Origin of the sequence: Phyllobacterium sp. (genome assembly GCF_037994405.1) — a bacterium.
Lineage (GTDB): Bacteria > Pseudomonadota > Alphaproteobacteria > Rhizobiales > Rhizobiaceae > Phyllobacterium.
This window is the reverse complement of record NZ_JBBNAN010000012.1, coordinates 1-16266: the sequence shown is the minus strand read 5'-3', so window position 1 is coordinate 16266 and position 16266 is coordinate 1. Positions and strand designations below refer to the sequence as shown.

General features: G+C 58.4%; 15 protein-coding genes. 3 read left to right on the top strand and 12 right to left on the bottom strand.

The window, feature by feature from the left end; all coding sequences use genetic code 11:
* Positions 1-4: 4 nt before the first annotated feature.
* The 9 genes from AAAC48_RS00800 to AAAC48_RS00760 are packed head-to-tail and all read right to left on the bottom strand — an operon-like array spanning position 5 to position 8380.
* Positions 5-979 carry an ROK family protein gene (locus AAAC48_RS00800; RefSeq protein WP_340652346.1) on the bottom strand — a complete coding sequence of 325 codons (975 nt, stop codon included), beginning with the start codon at positions 977-979 and terminating at the stop codon, positions 5-7.
* Positions 979-1707, bottom strand: coding sequence for a ribulose-phosphate 3-epimerase (locus AAAC48_RS00795; protein ID WP_340652345.1), 729 nt, complete (start codon positions 1705-1707; stop codon positions 979-981). Before AAAC48_RS00795 ends, AAAC48_RS00800 begins: the two co-directional genes overlap by 1 nt.
* Positions 1704-2531 (bottom strand): alpha/beta fold hydrolase, encoded by an 828-nt coding sequence (locus tag AAAC48_RS00790; protein WP_340652344.1) that lies wholly within the window; start codon positions 2529-2531, stop codon positions 1704-1706. The genes AAAC48_RS00795 and AAAC48_RS00790 overlap by 4 nt, the downstream gene beginning before the upstream one ends.
* Positions 2528-3352 (bottom strand): sugar phosphate isomerase/epimerase, encoded by an 825-nt coding sequence (locus tag AAAC48_RS00785; protein ID WP_340652343.1) that lies wholly within the window; start codon positions 3350-3352, stop codon positions 2528-2530. Before AAAC48_RS00785 ends, AAAC48_RS00790 begins: the two co-directional genes overlap by 4 nt.
* Positions 3352-4428, bottom strand: coding sequence for a Gfo/Idh/MocA family oxidoreductase (locus AAAC48_RS00780; RefSeq protein WP_340652342.1), 1077 nt, complete (start codon positions 4426-4428; stop codon positions 3352-3354). The genes AAAC48_RS00785 and AAAC48_RS00780 overlap by 1 nt, the downstream gene beginning before the upstream one ends.
* A 16-nt stretch (positions 4429-4444) precedes the next feature.
* Positions 4445-5284, bottom strand: coding sequence for a sugar phosphate isomerase/epimerase (locus AAAC48_RS00775; RefSeq protein WP_340652341.1), 840 nt, complete (start codon positions 5282-5284; stop codon positions 4445-4447).
* Positions 5281-6114: a carbohydrate ABC transporter permease gene (locus AAAC48_RS00770; RefSeq protein WP_340652340.1), complete on the bottom strand. Its 834-nt coding sequence runs from the start codon at positions 6112-6114 to the stop codon at positions 5281-5283. Before AAAC48_RS00770 ends, AAAC48_RS00775 begins: the two co-directional genes overlap by 4 nt.
* Positions 6111-7040 carry a sugar ABC transporter permease gene (locus AAAC48_RS00765; protein ID WP_340652339.1) on the bottom strand — a complete coding sequence of 310 codons (930 nt, stop codon included), beginning with the start codon at positions 7038-7040 and terminating at the stop codon, positions 6111-6113. Before AAAC48_RS00765 ends, AAAC48_RS00770 begins: the two co-directional genes overlap by 4 nt.
* Positions 7037-8380, bottom strand: coding sequence for an ABC transporter substrate-binding protein (locus AAAC48_RS00760; RefSeq protein WP_340652338.1), 1344 nt, complete (start codon positions 8378-8380; stop codon positions 7037-7039). Before AAAC48_RS00760 ends, AAAC48_RS00765 begins: the two co-directional genes overlap by 4 nt.
* Before the next feature lie 190 nt (positions 8381-8570).
* Between AAAC48_RS00760 and AAAC48_RS00755 the strand changes: the two genes are divergently transcribed.
* Together AAAC48_RS00755 and AAAC48_RS00750 are read left to right on the top strand one after the other, a co-directional pair.
* A complete protein-coding gene (locus AAAC48_RS00755; protein WP_340652337.1) occupies positions 8571-9716 on the top strand; it encodes a Gfo/Idh/MocA family oxidoreductase in 1146 nt (381 codons plus the stop codon).
* Between the two features lie 30 nt (positions 9717-9746).
* A complete protein-coding gene (locus tag AAAC48_RS00750; protein ID WP_340652336.1) occupies positions 9747-10685 on the top strand; it encodes an alpha/beta hydrolase in 939 nt (312 codons plus the stop codon).
* A gap of 14 nt (positions 10686-10699) precedes the next feature.
* Here AAAC48_RS00750 and AAAC48_RS00745 read toward each other — a convergent pair whose 3' ends face one another.
* From AAAC48_RS00745 to AAAC48_RS00735, 3 genes are read right to left on the bottom strand one after another with little or no spacing between them, the layout of a single operon-like run.
* On the bottom strand, positions 10700-11326 hold the full coding sequence (locus tag AAAC48_RS00745; RefSeq protein ID WP_340652335.1) for a hypothetical protein: 627 nt from the start codon (positions 11324-11326) through the stop codon (positions 10700-10702).
* Positions 11327-11360: 34 nt separating this feature from the next.
* Positions 11361-14507, bottom strand: a complete 3147-nt coding sequence (locus AAAC48_RS00740) for an efflux RND transporter permease subunit (protein WP_340652334.1) — start codon at positions 14505-14507, stop codon at positions 11361-11363.
* Positions 14504-15625 (bottom strand): efflux RND transporter periplasmic adaptor subunit, encoded by a 1122-nt coding sequence (locus AAAC48_RS00735; protein ID WP_340652333.1) that lies wholly within the window; start codon positions 15623-15625, stop codon positions 14504-14506. Before AAAC48_RS00735 ends, AAAC48_RS00740 begins: the two co-directional genes overlap by 4 nt.
* A gap of 193 nt (positions 15626-15818) precedes the next feature.
* On the opposite strand from AAAC48_RS00735, the gene AAAC48_RS00730 reads away from it, so the two are divergent.
* A complete protein-coding gene (locus AAAC48_RS00730; protein WP_340652332.1) occupies positions 15819-16040 on the top strand; it encodes a cysteine rich repeat-containing protein in 222 nt (73 codons plus the stop codon).
* Positions 16041-16266: the final 226 nt, after the last annotated feature.

The window sequence follows — 16266 nt, the reverse complement described above, 5'->3', positions numbered from 1 at the left end:
CCTCCTAATGCATTGTTTCAAGTTCGGGCTTGTGCTGCCCGTTGAAGATCATGCTTGCTGCACCGATAAGACCGGCATTGCGTCCGAGTTCGGCGGCAATGACCGGCACACCCCGGTAAGCCGACATGGCGCGTTCCTCGATGACGCGTTCAATATCGGCACGCATCAGCTCAAGCAGACTGCCGACACCACCGCCGATGATAAGCCGTTCCGGCGAATAGAGATGCAGAAGATTGACGAGGCCGATCCCGAGCCAGCGCGCTTCATTGGCAAGGAGCGATAGTGCAGCCTTGTCGCCTTGACGCGCCGCCTCAGCGACATGATGGCCCGTGACGGGGCCCGAACCTGCCAGTTCCTTGAGAAACCGGGCTTCGCCCGACGCGGCCAGACGTGTCGCATCGCGAGACAGCGCAGTGCCCGAAGCCATCGCTTCCCAGCAACCGCGCGCGCCGCAGGCACAGGCTTCGCGACTGTCCGAGGCGATCGTCATGTGGCCGATTTCAGCGGCGAGACCACGGCGGCCATGCAGTAACTTGCCATCTGCAATGATACCGCCGCCGATGCCGGTCGAGACGGTGATAAAGGCCATCGATTGCGTGCCACGCCCGGCGCCGAACCGCCATTCGCCGAGAGCCGCCGCATTGGCGTCATTCTCGAGAAGTACCGGCATTGCCAGTTTTTGGCGGAGAACGGATGCGAGCGGAACGTCATGCCAGCCGTGCAATGTGGGCGGCGCAATGACGGTGCCCGTCAACGGATCGAGCGGCCCGGCGGAACCGATCCCCAAGCCCAGAAGCGAGCAGGGACCTGCCTCATCACGTACCTGGTGAACCAGTGAGAGGATTTGTGCAACGACTGCATCCGGACCGCTTCTGGCATCGGTGGGCTCCGCTGCGCAGGCAATTAGTTGGCCGTTCCTGTTGACGACAGCTGCTCGCAGCTCCGTTCCGCCGAGGTCAATGGCGAGCGCGCATTGCATTACTGGACTGCCTCTGCAACCGGCAGACCGTGCAGCCAGCCCGTGCGAGCCTTCAGATCCGGATCGCCAAACGCCAGTGAGCCGAGCACGACCGTTTGTGCGCCAGCAGCGCGCAGCCGCGGCACCGTCGTCTCGCGAATACCGCCATCGGCTGCAAGGCGAACGTCTTCACGCCCGGCCTGCTGCAACAATTTGCGGACTGCCAGCAGGCGCGGACAAGCGTCATCGGACAGGCCCTGTCCTTTCACGCCGATCGCGGTGCCGAGCAGGGTGACGAAGGCGACGTGGTTGAGCCACGGCTTGAGTGCTTCGACTGGCGTTTCCAATCGCAGGACAACACCGGCCTCGACGCCAAGCTGCCTGATCAGTGCCAATGACTCGCCGACGACTGCCCCATTTTCGGCGTGAACAGTGATGAGGTCAGCACCCGCTTGGGCGAACTGGCGGATCTGATCAAGCACGATGTCACCTTCAACCATGAGATGCAGGTGCAATGGCTTCGCAGTCAAGGTGCGGATACGTGCCACCTGATCGGCAAAGAACAGGAATGAAGGCGCAAAGCGCCCGTCGGCCACGTCGATATGATAGAGGTCAACATAGGCTTCCGTGCGCGCAATATCCCGTTCCAGATTGGCGAGATCGGCCGACCACAGCGAGAATTCGCCAAGCAGGCGGTCGCGCGGCAAGGCCTTCAGCCAGTCGCGTACAGGGGCGGGTTTCGCGGTCATGAAGAATGCTCCTCGGATACAAGAATATGTTGCAGGAAAGTGTCGAGCCCGTGGCGAAACTGCTCGACATGCAGGGGCTTCTGCGTGGCCTTCGGTGCTATTTCGATCAACTTCGCACCCGGTATGATGGATGCCAGTTCCCGGGCGTAGGCGACCGGGTGAACATAGTCGATCTCATGACCGATAACCAATGTTGGCACGCGGATCGAGGCAGCTTGGAGGCGCGTCACGCCCGGACCATCATTGGCAATGGCGCCAAGGAGATCCGAGGTTGTAGCGGGGTCGGGACGATCAAAGAATTTCAGCAAAGATGCCAGATTATCAGGCGCAGTACGCGCGAGGTCGCGCGCGCTCGCAGATTGTGAAAAATGTTCCCGTGCCATATTCGGCGACGCGGTTCTCAGCATGGCCGCAACTTCGGCGTATGAGCGCATATTGATCGGCGCGGTATCGAAGAGCCATGCGGGCCGTGCCAACACCAACGCCGTAACCCGATCAGCATGGTGGACCGCAAGGTGCAGCGCAATTGCGGCACCCATTGAAATGCCACCCGCTACGAAGCGCTGAATGCCGCGAGCGTCACAGGCTGCGAGGACATCCGAAGCGAACATGGCAATGGAAAATGGCCGCGCAATTCCGGGCTCCGATGCACCTTGAGCCCGGCATTCGAGCGTGAGACGGCGGTAGGCGGGACGATCAGGAAAATTTTCGGCGACCTGCCCGCCGTCGCCGCCAAGCCCATGCTGAAAGACCACCGGAAACCCGCTGCCACTGTCGAAGAGGCTGAGCTTAACGCCGTCGCGTGTGAAGGTCGTCGTGCTCATTTGCCGGTCAGCCCGTGCAGGTAGGCCGCAACGTCCGGAGCCTCATCTGCTGATAGACCATGCGTTACCATTGCACCTTCGAAGCGCACGGCATTGAGGCGCGCGACGAAATCGGCGAAGTCGACCACGCCGGTACCGGCGGTTGCAAAATTGCCATCCGGATAGCGGTCCTTGGCATGCGCCATGGCGATGGATGGACCAAGAAGATCGATCGCCTCGGCGACCATTCGCTGAGCCTGCGGGCGATTAGCGACCTCGAACAGATTGGCAGGATCGAGAACAATGCGGATGCGCTTTGAGCCAATCGCATCGATCAGTGTCTTCGCATCCTTTGCCGACGTAACGACATTTGCCTGTTCCGGTTCTATGCCGAGATCCACACCCAGCAACTCGGCCATACCGACGGCGCGTTCCATCTCGCGGATCAGGTCAGACCAGGCATCGGCCTTTGCATTGTCGGGATGGTGCCGCCATTGGTCTTCGGCATCGCGTGTGCCGGTGCAAAGTGTCACCAGCGGGATTTGGAGCGCGCGTGCAGCTTCGAGCAGCACTTGCAGGCGGCGCAGTCCCGCACTCCGCACAGCTTTGTCCGGATGAATCATATTGTAGGTTCCGGAGAGTGCCACGAGCTGGACACCGGCCGTCGATACCGCCGCGTCGATTGCCGCGATTGTTTCGCTGCCGATCGCATCGGGCATTGCTGGCAAACCGCAACAGGCCATATTGAACTGTGCACAGTCGTAACCCGCAGCGCGGACTGCCTTCAAGACAGGCAGAGGCTCCGTGCCGGGGAAGGTCTTGGCAAAAATGCCGACTTGCATCACACAGCTCCCGTCATGTCACGGACGTTGATGGCCTCGCCTGTCCGGGCGGATTCGGCGATTGCCGCCATAGCGCGTACGGAGGCAAGGCCATCTTCAATATCGGCGCCGCGCATTGGCTTGCCGGTCAAGACAGCTTCGGCAAAGCCCTCGACCTGGCGCCGGAAGAAATGCCCATCCGCGCCGAGTGGCCGGCGATAGGTCGCCTGCTTTTCCGAAAAGATCTCGACATCGCTGGATTTGTAGTACCAAGGGTTGTAGGTCTTGGCCACGACGCTGCCATTTTCACCATAGAGCTGAAAGCCTTCGTGCCAATCCATGCGCACCGCCACCGTCAGGTCGAGATGACCAAGCGTGCCATTGGCAAATCCGGTTTCCACGAACCAGCAATAGGCCCCGAAACGTTCGAGCAATCGAGCGCGCACCTCGACGATTTCCCCGCAGAGGAAACGTGCCGTATCGACGAGATGGCTGCCATGGGCAAGCATGTAGTAGCGCCTGAGGTCCGCCTTTGGATTGCCATTTGGCTTGCGCTGCCGCTTGCTGGTGACGGGGAGCGGTTGCACGGCATCCGTCATAGTATAGCGGTGGGTGCTGTCACAGTACCAGGCCTTAAGGGCGAGAAGCTGGCCCATTTCGCTCTTTATGAAATCGTGCGCGGCCTCGAGCCCCGGATCGAAACGTTTCATATGCCCGACCTGCAGAATCCGCCCGGTGCGTTTGACCACGTCACGCAGTTCCTCCACCTCCTCGACGCTGACGCCGAGTGGCTTTTCGCAAAGCACGTGCTTGCCTGCCTCCAATGCCCTGATCGACATGGGTACATGGAAGGGATCCGAGGTGGCAACGATTACCGCTTCCAGATCGGGATCGGCAAGCATTGCGTCATAGTCGTCGAAGGTTCGTTCAGGCTCATAGGTCGCGCCCATGCGCGCCAAAAGATCGGGTGCCGCATCGCAGATTGCATAGAGATCGGCATTGCGTGCCTTCACACAGGATTCCAGATGAGCGAACTGGGCTATGGGTCCGGCGCCGAGGACGCCAATCCGCAGCCGGTGCTCTTGCTTTGTCAACATTTTAAAACCTCTGCTGTCAGGCGACCAGGCTACGCATGGTTTCGCGGTTGCGGCGAACGCCTGCTGCCGGATCGGCCGCGGCCGTGTCGGATTCTTCTTCGAGCACCAGCCAGCCGTTGAAGTTAGGGGCGCTGGCGATGACATTGACAACAGCCGGAGTGTCACAAACACCTTCTCCGAGCATTGCCCAATCGCCATTGGCGTCGACGTCTTTCAGGTGGAGGTAGCGGACGCGGCCGAGATAGGTGCGGATCGTATCGAGAATATCCATCCTGCCACGCAGGATGTGGCCTGTATCGGGGACCCAACCGATCAAAGCAGGATCGGTTAAAGCCATGATACGATCATAGTCGGCGCGCGTTCCAAGCAGCGTGTTGTGATGTGAACTTGGATGCAGTGCCACCCGAACGCCGGCACGTTTTCCGCGCTCGCCAGCACCATTGTAGAAGTCGGCCGCAACCTTGAATTTGTCGTCGAGTGGGCCTGGGCTCATGATCGTCGCGCTGCCATAGGAGAGCAGCGCTGCAGGGAACTCTGCAACAAATTCCAGCGCCCTGTCGACGGAAGCCAGATCGCCGGCGAGCGCAGACGGCTCGGTAAAGCCGCTGTCGCTGCCGCATGCATAGGCAACCAGGGTCAAGCCATGCGATTTGAGCGCACTTGCAAAAGCGGCCGGCCTGCCGAAATAGTCGCCGATCATCGTGTCGGTAATCTCGATGCCTGCGTAGCCCGCACCCGCGATGGCATCAAGAAGATCATCAGGACCGCCACTCCATCTGTTCCCCAGCATTTCCCAGGTGAAGGTCTGACAGCCGACCTTCAATGACTTGTTCTGGATTGACGAAACGGCATTCATTCCTTGACTGCTCCTTGCGTGAGCCCTTCGATAATGTGGCGCTGGAAGATCAGAACCAGCGCGACCAAGGGCACTGTGACAACGACGGATGCCGCGGAAATATCGCCCCACGGCTGGTAGTAGAGATTGGTGAAATTCGCGATGCCGACCGGGATCGTCTGATGGTCAATCGTCGAGGTAAATGCGAGCGCAAACATGAACTCGTTCCAGGCGGCAATGAAGGCAAGCAACCCGGTGGTCACCATGCTCGGCAGGGACATCGGCAGGATAATGCGGACCAGAAGCCCGATCGGTCCGACGCCGTCCATGCGCGCCGCTTCATCGATCTCGCGCGGCAAGGTTTCGAAATAGCCAAACAGCACCCAGGTCACCAGCGGCAAGCCAAGCGCCAGATAGGTGATCACCAGTCCGAGGTAGGTATCGAGGAGGCCAAGATTGGACGCGATCAGGTACAGGGGACCAACGATGGCGATTTGCGGAAACATCGAGACGGAGAGGATAAGTCCGAGAATGCCGAAGCGGTTTCTCACCTCAAGCCGTGAAAGGGAGAAAGCCGCAAGCGCGCCGACCAGAAGGCAAAGCAGCGTGGTCAGCCCGGCCACGATGATCGAGTTCAGGATATAGTACTGAAACTGCTTGACGAAAAACACGTTGTAGTAGTGCTCGAAAGTCAGCGGCGAGGGCCAGAAAGACGGCGTCTCTGCCGTCAGCGCGGCGTCCTGTTGCAATGACGTCAGACACTGCCAGACGAATGGCCCTCCCGACCAGATGACGATCAGGATCGCTCCGGCATAGACAAACAGCGCACGCAAGGTTTCGCGGCTCATCATCCCTGCCTCCGCATCTGGCGTACGATAAAGAAGCCAAAGCCAAGGGCGAGAAGCGCTTCGGTGATGAACATCGCGGTTGAAAGCGCCGAGCCGTAGCCGAATTGCAGTGTCGAAAACATCGTCTTGTAACTGAGGGTGGACAGCACCTCGGTGGAATCCGCAGGACCGCCGCCAGTCAGCACATAGACCAGATCGAAGACACGAAAGGCGTCGAGCGCTCGGAACAAACCTGCGATGAGCATGGTGGGCAGCAGAAGCGGCAGACGGACATGCCAGAAAGTCTGCCAGGCATTGGTGCCGTCCATATGCGCCGCTTCGATCAATGATTTCGGAACGGTCTGCAGACCAGCCAGAATAAGGAGGGCCATGAAGGGCGCGGTTTTCCACACGTCGGCGATGATGATCGTGCCAAGTGCGTTGTCGACCGAGCCATACCAGTTGACGTTCTCGCTGATCAGCCCGACGGAGCGGAACAAATAATTGACGAGGCCGTGCTGACCATCAAAGAGCCAGCCGAACATCTTAGACGTGACCACTGTCGGCATCGCCCAGGGAACGAGCATGGCCGCGCGAACGATCGAACGCCCTGTGAAGGGTTCATACAACAATAACGCCATGCCAAGACCGAGGATCGTCTCCAGCAATGTGGAAACGAGCGTGAAATAGACCGTGTGGTACCAGGCGTTCCAGAACAACGGATCGCCCCACATCGAAACATAATTTTCGAAGCCGACGAAATCGGCTTGCTGCAGAGCCAGGGATGTATTGGTGAACGAAAGCCAGAAACCATTGATGATCGGATAAACCGATACTGTTGCCAGGGACACGAAAACCGGCACCAGAAGCAGGATCGGTGTCCATGATGCAGGCCACAGGCCGGCCCCGGTGAAAGGGCCGGCCGTGGGAGATATGCTGTGCGTGCTCATCCTACGATCTTGGTGATACGGTCATTGGCCGCGTCGAGTTCTTCCTTGACCTTGCCGGTGACAAGCGCACGCGATACGCCCGACTGGATGGCAAGTGTCACCTGCGCATAAGTTGGCGTGACCGGCCTCGGGGTCGCCCCGGTGAAGACGCTCTTCAGCTGTTTCATGAAGGGCTGCTCGGCGCCAAGTTTCGCATCTTCGTAAACGTCTGGCCGGGTCGGGGCGATGCCAAGCTGAAGGGCGTAACGAAGCTGCGTTTCAGCGGAAGACATCCAGGTGAGGAAGTCGATAGCGGCTTCGGGATTCTTGGTTGCTGCGTTGACACCATACTGATAACCGCCGAGGCACGCCGAGCTTTTGCCGCCCGCGAAGTGTGGCAGGGGGGCAACGCCAACCTTGTCGACGACCTGGGATTCCTTCTTGTCCTGCGCAATACCATAGACATAGGACCAGTTACGCAGAAATGCCGCCTGGCCGGCCGTGAATGGGCGACGAGAAGGCTCCTCGTCCCAGCTGAGAACATCCGCCGGGCTGATTTTGGTCTTGTTGATCGTGTCGTAGAGGAATTGAACCGCCTCGACGGACTTTGCATCGTTCAGGACGCCGGTTTTGCCATCTGGCGAGAGAATTGAGCCACCATTAGAGGAGATCACCTCGACGGCATCGCAGACGAGAACTTCGGCCTGCTTGCCTTGCCAAAGATAACCGAACTTGGCTTTGCCGGACTTTTGAATCTCGGCAGCTGCCGTTGCGAGCTCATCCCAGGTCTCAGGAACTTTCGCACCAGCGCCCTCGAGCAGGTCCTTCCTGTAGAAAAGCATGCCGGAATCAACGAACCAGGGCAAGGCAGTCAGCTTGCCGCCAAACGTGCAGGCAGCAATCGTTCCGGGGAAATATTGCTTCTGCGTGTCGGCGTTAAAGTACTGGTCGAGCGGTAGCGCCCAGCCGGCACCGGCAAATTCGGCAATCCAGACCACATCCTGTGTAAAGACATCGGGCGTACCGGTGCGGCGGGCAAGTTGCTGCACCAGCGCTTGGTGCACCTCGGTGGAGGCGCTCGGCGGCGGCAGTTCGACGTAGGTGACATGCACCTTGCTCTGCGATTCATTATAGGCATTCACGACATCGGAAATGGTTTCCTTGCCGAAGAACTTTGCACTGGCGAATGTGATTTCCGTGCGGCTTTGTGCACGAGCGGGCCGGGGAAGCCCGAAAGCCAACGCGCCGGCAGATGCACCCGCACCAAGCAGAAACTGGCGGCGGCCGGTCTCAATATTCAAAATGGACGATGTAGCTTTCGGCAAATCATTCAGAATCGTATCGGATTTCTTGTCAGACATGGTCCTCTCCTCCCAGAGTAAGGTGAAATGTCACCGAACGCGAGTATGCGGCAATATGCGCATTAGTCAAGCATATTGCCGCATAAAATTGCATAAAGTCGCACTTTGGGCTTGAGTGAAGACGCAGCTTGGCGCAAGAATGCAAAAAAGCGCATAATCCAACTGGGCCAGATTGAGGAAACAGCCTGAAATGACCACTTCTCGGAACAATCTTCGCATCGGTGTCATCGGATGCGGCAATATCTCCATGACTTATCTGCGCAATGCTGCGCTCTTTCGCGGCATCGCGCTTGTCGCTTGCGCAGACCTTTCAAGCGAGATGGCCGAGCTTCGAGCCCGGGAATATGACATTCGGGCCCAGACGGTGGATGATCTACTGAAGGCTGATGATATCGATTTGGTCTTGAACCTGACCATTCCGACGGCCCATTTCGATATTTCCATGTCGGCGCTCTCGGCCGGAAAGCATGTCTTCACGGAAAAGCCCCTGGCGGTCACCGCTGCCGGAGGGCGCAAGCTCGTGGCCGAAGCCCGAAGCCGCAAATTGTCGATAGGCTCCGCACCAGATACGTTTCTGGGCGCGGCCGGTCGCCTGGCGCGACGGCTTGTCGATGAAGGCAGGATAGGCCGCCCCGTTACAGGCACCGCCTTCATGATGGGCCGCGGTATGGAGCATTGGCATCCGAACCCGCAATTCTATTATCAGCCGGGAGGTGGTCCTGTCCTCGATATGGGCCCCTACTACATCACTATGCTCGTTAATCTGATTGGCCCGGCAAAACGTGTCGTGGCGATTTCGAGCATAGGCTCAGACGAGCGACTGATCACGGCCGATGGGCCGTTCAAAGGTACCAGTTTCAAGGTTGGCACCCCGACGACAATTCAAGCCTTGGTCGAATTCGTTAATGGTGCGGTCATCAGTATCGGCATGAGTTGGGATGTATTCAAACACTCCAATCATCCCATCGAACTGCACGGCACTGAGGGGTCATTACGTCTGCCTGATCCTGACACGTTCGGCGGCACGCTGGCACTGAGCGATAAGGGCGCGAATTGGGAGGAAATCTCGACTGCCGAAAGCCTCCACGGCCAGATCAACTGGCCATTCAACGCGCCCGACCGCGCAAATTACCGTATGATCGGTGTCGCAGATCTCGCCAATGCCGTTGCCACCGGCGGTAAACCGCGCTCGTCCGGCGATTTGGCCCTGCACGTGCTGGAGATAATGGAAGCAATTCTTGCGGCGGGAACCACCGGCAAGGCGATCGACATCCCTGAGGGCGGGGCACAACCGGCTGCGCTTTCCGAGACCGAAGCGGCGGCCCTCGCGGCTTAGGTAACTCAGCCAAGAAGAAAGAGATATTCCATGGCACTAAATCCTGCCGCCCGCCGCGTTCTTGACATGCAAAAAGCGATGGGAGGGGCGCCGTTCGAGACGCTGACACCAGCGGAGGCACGCACGGCCTTCAACGCGGGTAATCCGTTGTGGCAACCGGAAGCACCGGAGGTGAGCATTTTTTATGATCTGGTAGCACCGGGCCCTCACGGGCCGATTCCCCTGAGATTATACCGCGGAAAGAGCGCTGCAATCGGCAGACCTTTGTCCGCGCTTGTCTATTTTCATGGTGGTGGCTGGGTTGTCGGCGATCTCGATTCTCACGATGTCATTTGCCGCGGACTGGCCAATGCGGCTGATGCTATCGTGGTTTCAGTCGGATACAGGCTTGCCCCCGAACACAAGTTTCCGGCAGCGATCGATGATGCCGTTGCGGCAATGCGGTTCGTTTCTGAGCAGGCTGGAACGCTGGGCGTTGATCCCACACGCATCGCCATCGCGGGCGATAGTGCGGGTGGTAATATTGCGGCAGTCATTGCGCTCATGGCACGCAATGGTGATGTTGCTCCCGTGCGTTTCCAAATCCTGTTTTATCCCAATACCGATGCCGCTCAGACGCATCGCTCCTACCAGACAATGGGGGATGGTTATGGACTGACGGCATCGACGATGCGCTGGTACCGCGAACATTATGTTCGCGATGCGTCCGACATTGATGACTGGCGCGTTTCACCGCTGCGTGCACCCCGTCTAGCGGGCCTAGCTCCCGCCTACATTGTGACGGCGACCTATGACCCGCTCTGCGACGAGGGCGTGGACTATGCCAAACGCCTGCAAGCCGAGGGCGTTGTGGTTACGCATCGACATCTGAACGATCAGATCCATGGGTTCGTAAGCATGGGGCGGTTTATTCCGCAAGCTGCAAGCACAGTTGCGGATGCGGCCGCAGCCTGGACTACCGCCCGTTAGCATAATCGCCAATCCTAACGCGCTCTCGGCTTGAAGCCATTGAGTATCACTGCGATCAGGTCATCGGTGCTGCCGTATTCATCGACATTCAGAACCCTGCAACCGTGTTCTCGGATCAGTTGCGTAGTCTTTTGATCAAACAGCAGCGTGCGTTCTAGAAATCTCGAGATCATTCCCTGACTTTTTTCATTGGCATTCAAGAAGCCGCTTCCTTCGTAAATCCGCGAACGCAACGTATCGGGACTGGCAGTCAGCCAGACAGCTCCCACTTCCGTCAGGTGGTGCCCGCTCGTGATAAAAGGCCAAAGTGCCGATCCTTCGAGCACCAGTTTGCCCAAGCCGGCATCCTTCACAGTTGTTCGGATGAGTTCTGCGACAAGTGGGGACATCTTGCGGTGATGCGAGATAACGGATTCCAGCAATTCATTGACTTTCAAATTCAGATAGTGCTCGGCGACATGACCGGGGACGTTCGCACGTGTCCGCGGCCATGGCCTGCCGGGGTGCTTTGCAAGGCTGTCGGTTGAAACACAGCGCCAGCCGAGCTTGTCCGCCAGCGTCTGCGCCACCGTGGTTTTCCCGACATTGGATGAGCCTCCGATGACAATGACCCTGAGATCGGAGTCTGTCCGTTTATTCAATTGCCCGTGCCTCGCTGAAGCTCCACTGCTCTTCCTACGCATCCGAGATTTTCGCCTTCGCCGGATGTTTGCGAGCAGCGCGCCACTCTTCGAAGCGCTGCATGACAACGAAGAATGACGGCACGAAAAGCACAGCAAGGCAGGTCGAGGCGATCATTCCGCTGAAGACTGTGATGCCGATTGACTTGCGGGCACTCGCGCCCGCGCCGGAGGCAACGACAAGCGGCGCCACGCCGAGGATAAATGCGAAGGACGTCATCAGAATTGGCCGGAACCTTGACCGCGCTGCACCAGTGGCTGCCTCGACGATCGACGCTCCTGATGCCCTCAGTTCGCGCGCCATTTCGACAATCAGAATGGCGTTTTTTGCAGAGAGTGCAATGAGCAGGATCAATCCAATCTGCACATAGAGGTTGATCGGTACATGCAAGCCGAGGAGGATCGATACCGGACCGACCAACGACATCGGCGCGGCCAGCAGTACCGACACGGGCGCAATCCAGCTTTCATATTGTCCAGCAAGAACGAGATAGACCAGTAGCAGTGCAAGCGCGAACACCAGGTACATCTGGTTGCCGACAATTTTTTCCTGGAATGACAGCGCCGTCCAATCGAAGCTGAAGCCTGGCGGCAAGGTCTTGGCAGCAATTTGCTCCATCAAGCCCATTGCCTCGCCCGAGGAGAAATTGGTCGCCGGTACGCCAACGATCGACGAAGAGGGATAGAGATTATAGAGGCTGATGAGCGACGGCCCGACGCTTGGCGTTATGGTGAGGACGGTCCCGAGCGGGATCATGTCGCCGTTCTTGTTACGCACGGTAAGGCGATTGATGCTCTCCGGTGTGAGGCGGAACTGTGCGTCGCCCTGGACGTAGATCTGGAACACGCGACCGAACTTGTTGAATTGATCGACATAGCTTGAACCAAGATAACTTGCCAGGGTGTCGAAGACCTGATCCGTCGTCAGCAGGAGTGTTTGCACCTTCTCGCGGTTGATCTCGACATTGTACTGCGGCACGTTTGCCCGGAATGGCGCGCTCACACGCTGAATCCCTGACTGAGTTTCCGCGGCCTTCACGACGGCGTTTGTGGCGCTCTGAAGTTTGGCGAGATCAAAGCTCCCGTCGCGAACTTCGATCTGCATCGTAAAGCCACCGGCATTGCCAATACCCTGAATCGGCGGCGGCGGCAGCACGATCACGCGAGCCTCCTGGCTGGACGCCAAGCTGGCGTTGAGTTTCTGGTACAGCGAAGCCAAATCTTCGCCCTTGCCGCGCTTGCTCCAGTCCTTGAGCATTATATAGGCGAGGCCGGCATTGGCGAGGGTCGAGTTGTTGTCGAGCGCAGACATGCCTGCGATGGTGATAACCTGGTCGACCCCTGCTGTGGCCTTGGCGATCTTTCCGATATCTTCCAACGCCTTCTCGGTACGTCCCAGCGCCGCGCCATCCGGCAATTGCACCGCTGCGAGAAGGTAACCCTGATCCTCGACCGGCAAGAAGCTCGTTGGTGCACGCGATAAACCGTAACCGGCGGCGGCGATGATCGCCAGCGCGATCAGAGCCATGATGCCGCTCCGCGTAACCATAGAACCTATCAGGCGCACATAGCTATTCTCGACGCGCTGATAGACAGCGTTGAAGCCGCGATAGAAGAAATTCCGCTTCTCCAGCGGGACCGTTGGCCGTAGCCACATGGCGCACTGTGTTGGCTTCAAGGTAACGGCGTTGATCGCACTGATCAGCGCAGTCGCCGCGATCACCAGTGCGAACTGCGAGAATATCTGACCGGTAATGCCTGGCAAAAACGAGGCCGGTAGGAACACCGCCATCAGCACCAGCGTGATACCGACGATCGGCCCGAACAGCATGTCCATAGCACTGATCGCCGCGTCGTGACCCGACATTCCGTGTTCGATATTGTGTGCGGCGCCCTCGACCACGACGATCGCATCATCCACGACGATACCGATCGCCAGCACGATCGCGAACAGCGTCGAGAGATTGACCGAGAATCCCATCGCGGCCATCGCCGCGAAAGCACCGATGATTGTTACCGGCACCGTTGTAGCCGGCACCAGCATGGCCCGCCAGTCTTGCAGGAAGACGAGGATCACGATCAGCACAAGGATCGCCGCCTCGAACAGCGTCTTGTAAACTTCATCGATCGCCTGGCTGACAAACGTGGTCGTATCGAACGGGATCGAATAGGCAACGCCTTGCGGGAACTCGCTGGCAAGCGCTTTCATGCGGTCGCTCACGCGCTTCGCTACGTCTAGCGCATTGGCACCCGGTGACAGGAAAATCGCAAGGCCTGCCGCCTCTTGGCCGTCGAGCTTGAAGAACTGGCCGTAGGTTTGCGCGCCGAGCTCAACGCGCCCGATGTCGCGCACGCGGGTAAAGTCGCCATTGGTACCAGTCTTGACAATCACAGCGCCGAATTGATCGGGATCGTCAAGACGGCTTTCCACATTGATCGTATACTGGAAGGACTGATTATCGGGGGCTGGCGGAATGCCTACCTGACCGGCCGTTACCTGTTCGCTCTGCTGTTGCAGGGCCTCAATGACATCCTGTGCCGTGAGGCCGCGGGCCTGCATCTTGTCGGCGTCCAGCCAAATGCGCATAGAGTATTGTCCAGCACCAAACACGCTGACATTGCCCACGCCTTGCAAGCGGGCGATCTCGTCCTTGAGGCGGATCGTGGCGTAATTGCTCAGGTAAAGGCTGTCGTAGCGCTTGTCCGGCGACGTCAGGGTTACGATCTCGAGGATGGACGTCGACTTCTTCTGGACGTTCACCCCCTGGACCTGGACCGACTGCGGCAATGACGCCAGGGCAGCCGAGACGCGGTTCTGCACCAGCACTTGCGCGGCGTCGAGATCGGTGCCGATCGCAAACGTAACGGTGAGCGTATAGCTGCCATCGGATGCAGCGTAGGACTGCATGTAGAGCATGCCCTCGACGCCGTTGACCTGTTGTTCAATGGGTAGCGCAACGGTATCGATCAGCGTGCGTGCACTTGCACCAGGATAGCGGGTCGTGACCTGGACTGTGGGCGGTACCACGTTCGGGTACTGTGCAACCGGGAGTCCGTATAAGGATACAAATCCGATGACCACCATCAAAATGGCGATAACATTGGCCAGAACCGGCCGTTCGATGAAGAATTTCGAGATCATTGCGACGCGCTGTCAGCGGCAGATGCGCTGACGTCCTTCATCTGGGGCTCAATCTTCTGGCCGGGAACGGCCGTAAGGAGGCCAGAAACGACGATACGGTCATCCGTATTTATCCCAGACGTGATGACGCGCAACTCGCCAACCAGCTGGCCGATCTGCACGGTCCGTTGTTCGACCACATCATCCTTTCCCGCAATAAGCAAATAGCGTCCACTTTGATCGCTGCCGATGGCCCGATCCGGAACAAGCAACACGTTCGGTTCCTCGAACAGCGGCACGCGAACGCGGACGAAATAGCCGGGAAGCAATTGCCGCTCGGCATTGGCCAGAACGGCGCGGACCGGGAGCGCGCCGGTCGCGGCTGTGACCGTTGGCGCCGCATAGTCGAGCGTTCCCTTGTGGGGGTATCCGGTCTCCGTTTGCAGGCCAATTTCCGCCGGTATCTTCTTCAGATCCTGAGCGGTTATTCCACGCTTTTGCATGCTGGCGCGAATACGAAGGACGTCCTTTTCGCTGACATTGAAATCCACATAGATCGGGTTGAACTGGACGATGCTTGCAAGCGTCGACGCGTTGTTGGGACCAACGAGCTCGCCGACCGAGACAAGCCGGGCGGTGACGACGCCGTCGAACGGCGCCTTGACCTGCGTATAGCTGAGATTGAGTTCCGCCTGCTTGATATTGGCAGCAGCCTGTTGCTGTACCGCGACATTGGCGTCACGCGCGGCCTCGGCCTTTTCCAGATCCTGCTTGGTGGCAAAAGTCTTGGCAACGAGCGCGGCCTGTCGTTCATATTCCGCCTCGGATTGCTTCAGTGCTGCATCGGCAGAGGCCTTTGCCGAGTTTGCCTGGTCGAGTGCTAGCTGGTAGGGCTCAGGCTCGATGACAAAGAGCACGGTCCCCGCTTTCACCGGATCGCCATCCTTGTAGGATATTTCCTGGATGAAGCCCTGAACGCGCGCCACCAGCGCAGTCTCGTTGACAGCTGTAGTATTGCCGGTCGCTTCGAGATAGGGCGTTACATTTTGCTTTACCGGAAGCGCGACATCTACCTTGGGCGGTGGCGGAGGAACGTATGTATTTTGCGCATTGCAGGCAACAAGCGCCGCCGCGAGCATCGCACCGCATAAGATCCGCACGACCGCGGCTAGATTACTTCCACCCGGGTCCACCAATAGTGCTCGACATTGTTGTATGGGTAATCCTGCTGTGGCCATGGCGCCCCCCGACAGGCCTTGTTTTACCGAATCTTTGTTTGATGTTACGTTATTCTTAGAGCAAGGGATAGCTCTTCCTTGGTAGGAGATTGCCATGCGAATAACGTTAAGTATTCTTCTATTTGCAATTGGCTCGTCCACCACAGTGGCCATTGCGCAGACTGCCGCTGAACGTGCCGCTTGTATGGCCGACTTTCAGAAATACTGCACCGGGATCGAGCCCGGAGGCGGACGGATTATCGAATGCCTGTCAAAGCAATTGGACAAGCTTACACCCGAGTGCAAGAAGGTTGTCGAGGCGCACGCTCCCAAATAGCGCGGCGAAATGCTGTGGAATGGCGTTAACGGCTAGCGATAAGATAAAAAGTGTCGTCGGATTGGGCCATTGCGTAGATCCCTATCCTCCTGCGGCGGGGATGTCGGCAATGAGTGTCATTACGGGGAACTCCCGAAGGCCTTCCACAAGAGGAAACTTGCGTTCGAGCGTGAAGCGTTTGCCGGTCATGGCATGCTGGAAGGTTTTGCCCGCGAGGGTGTCGGGG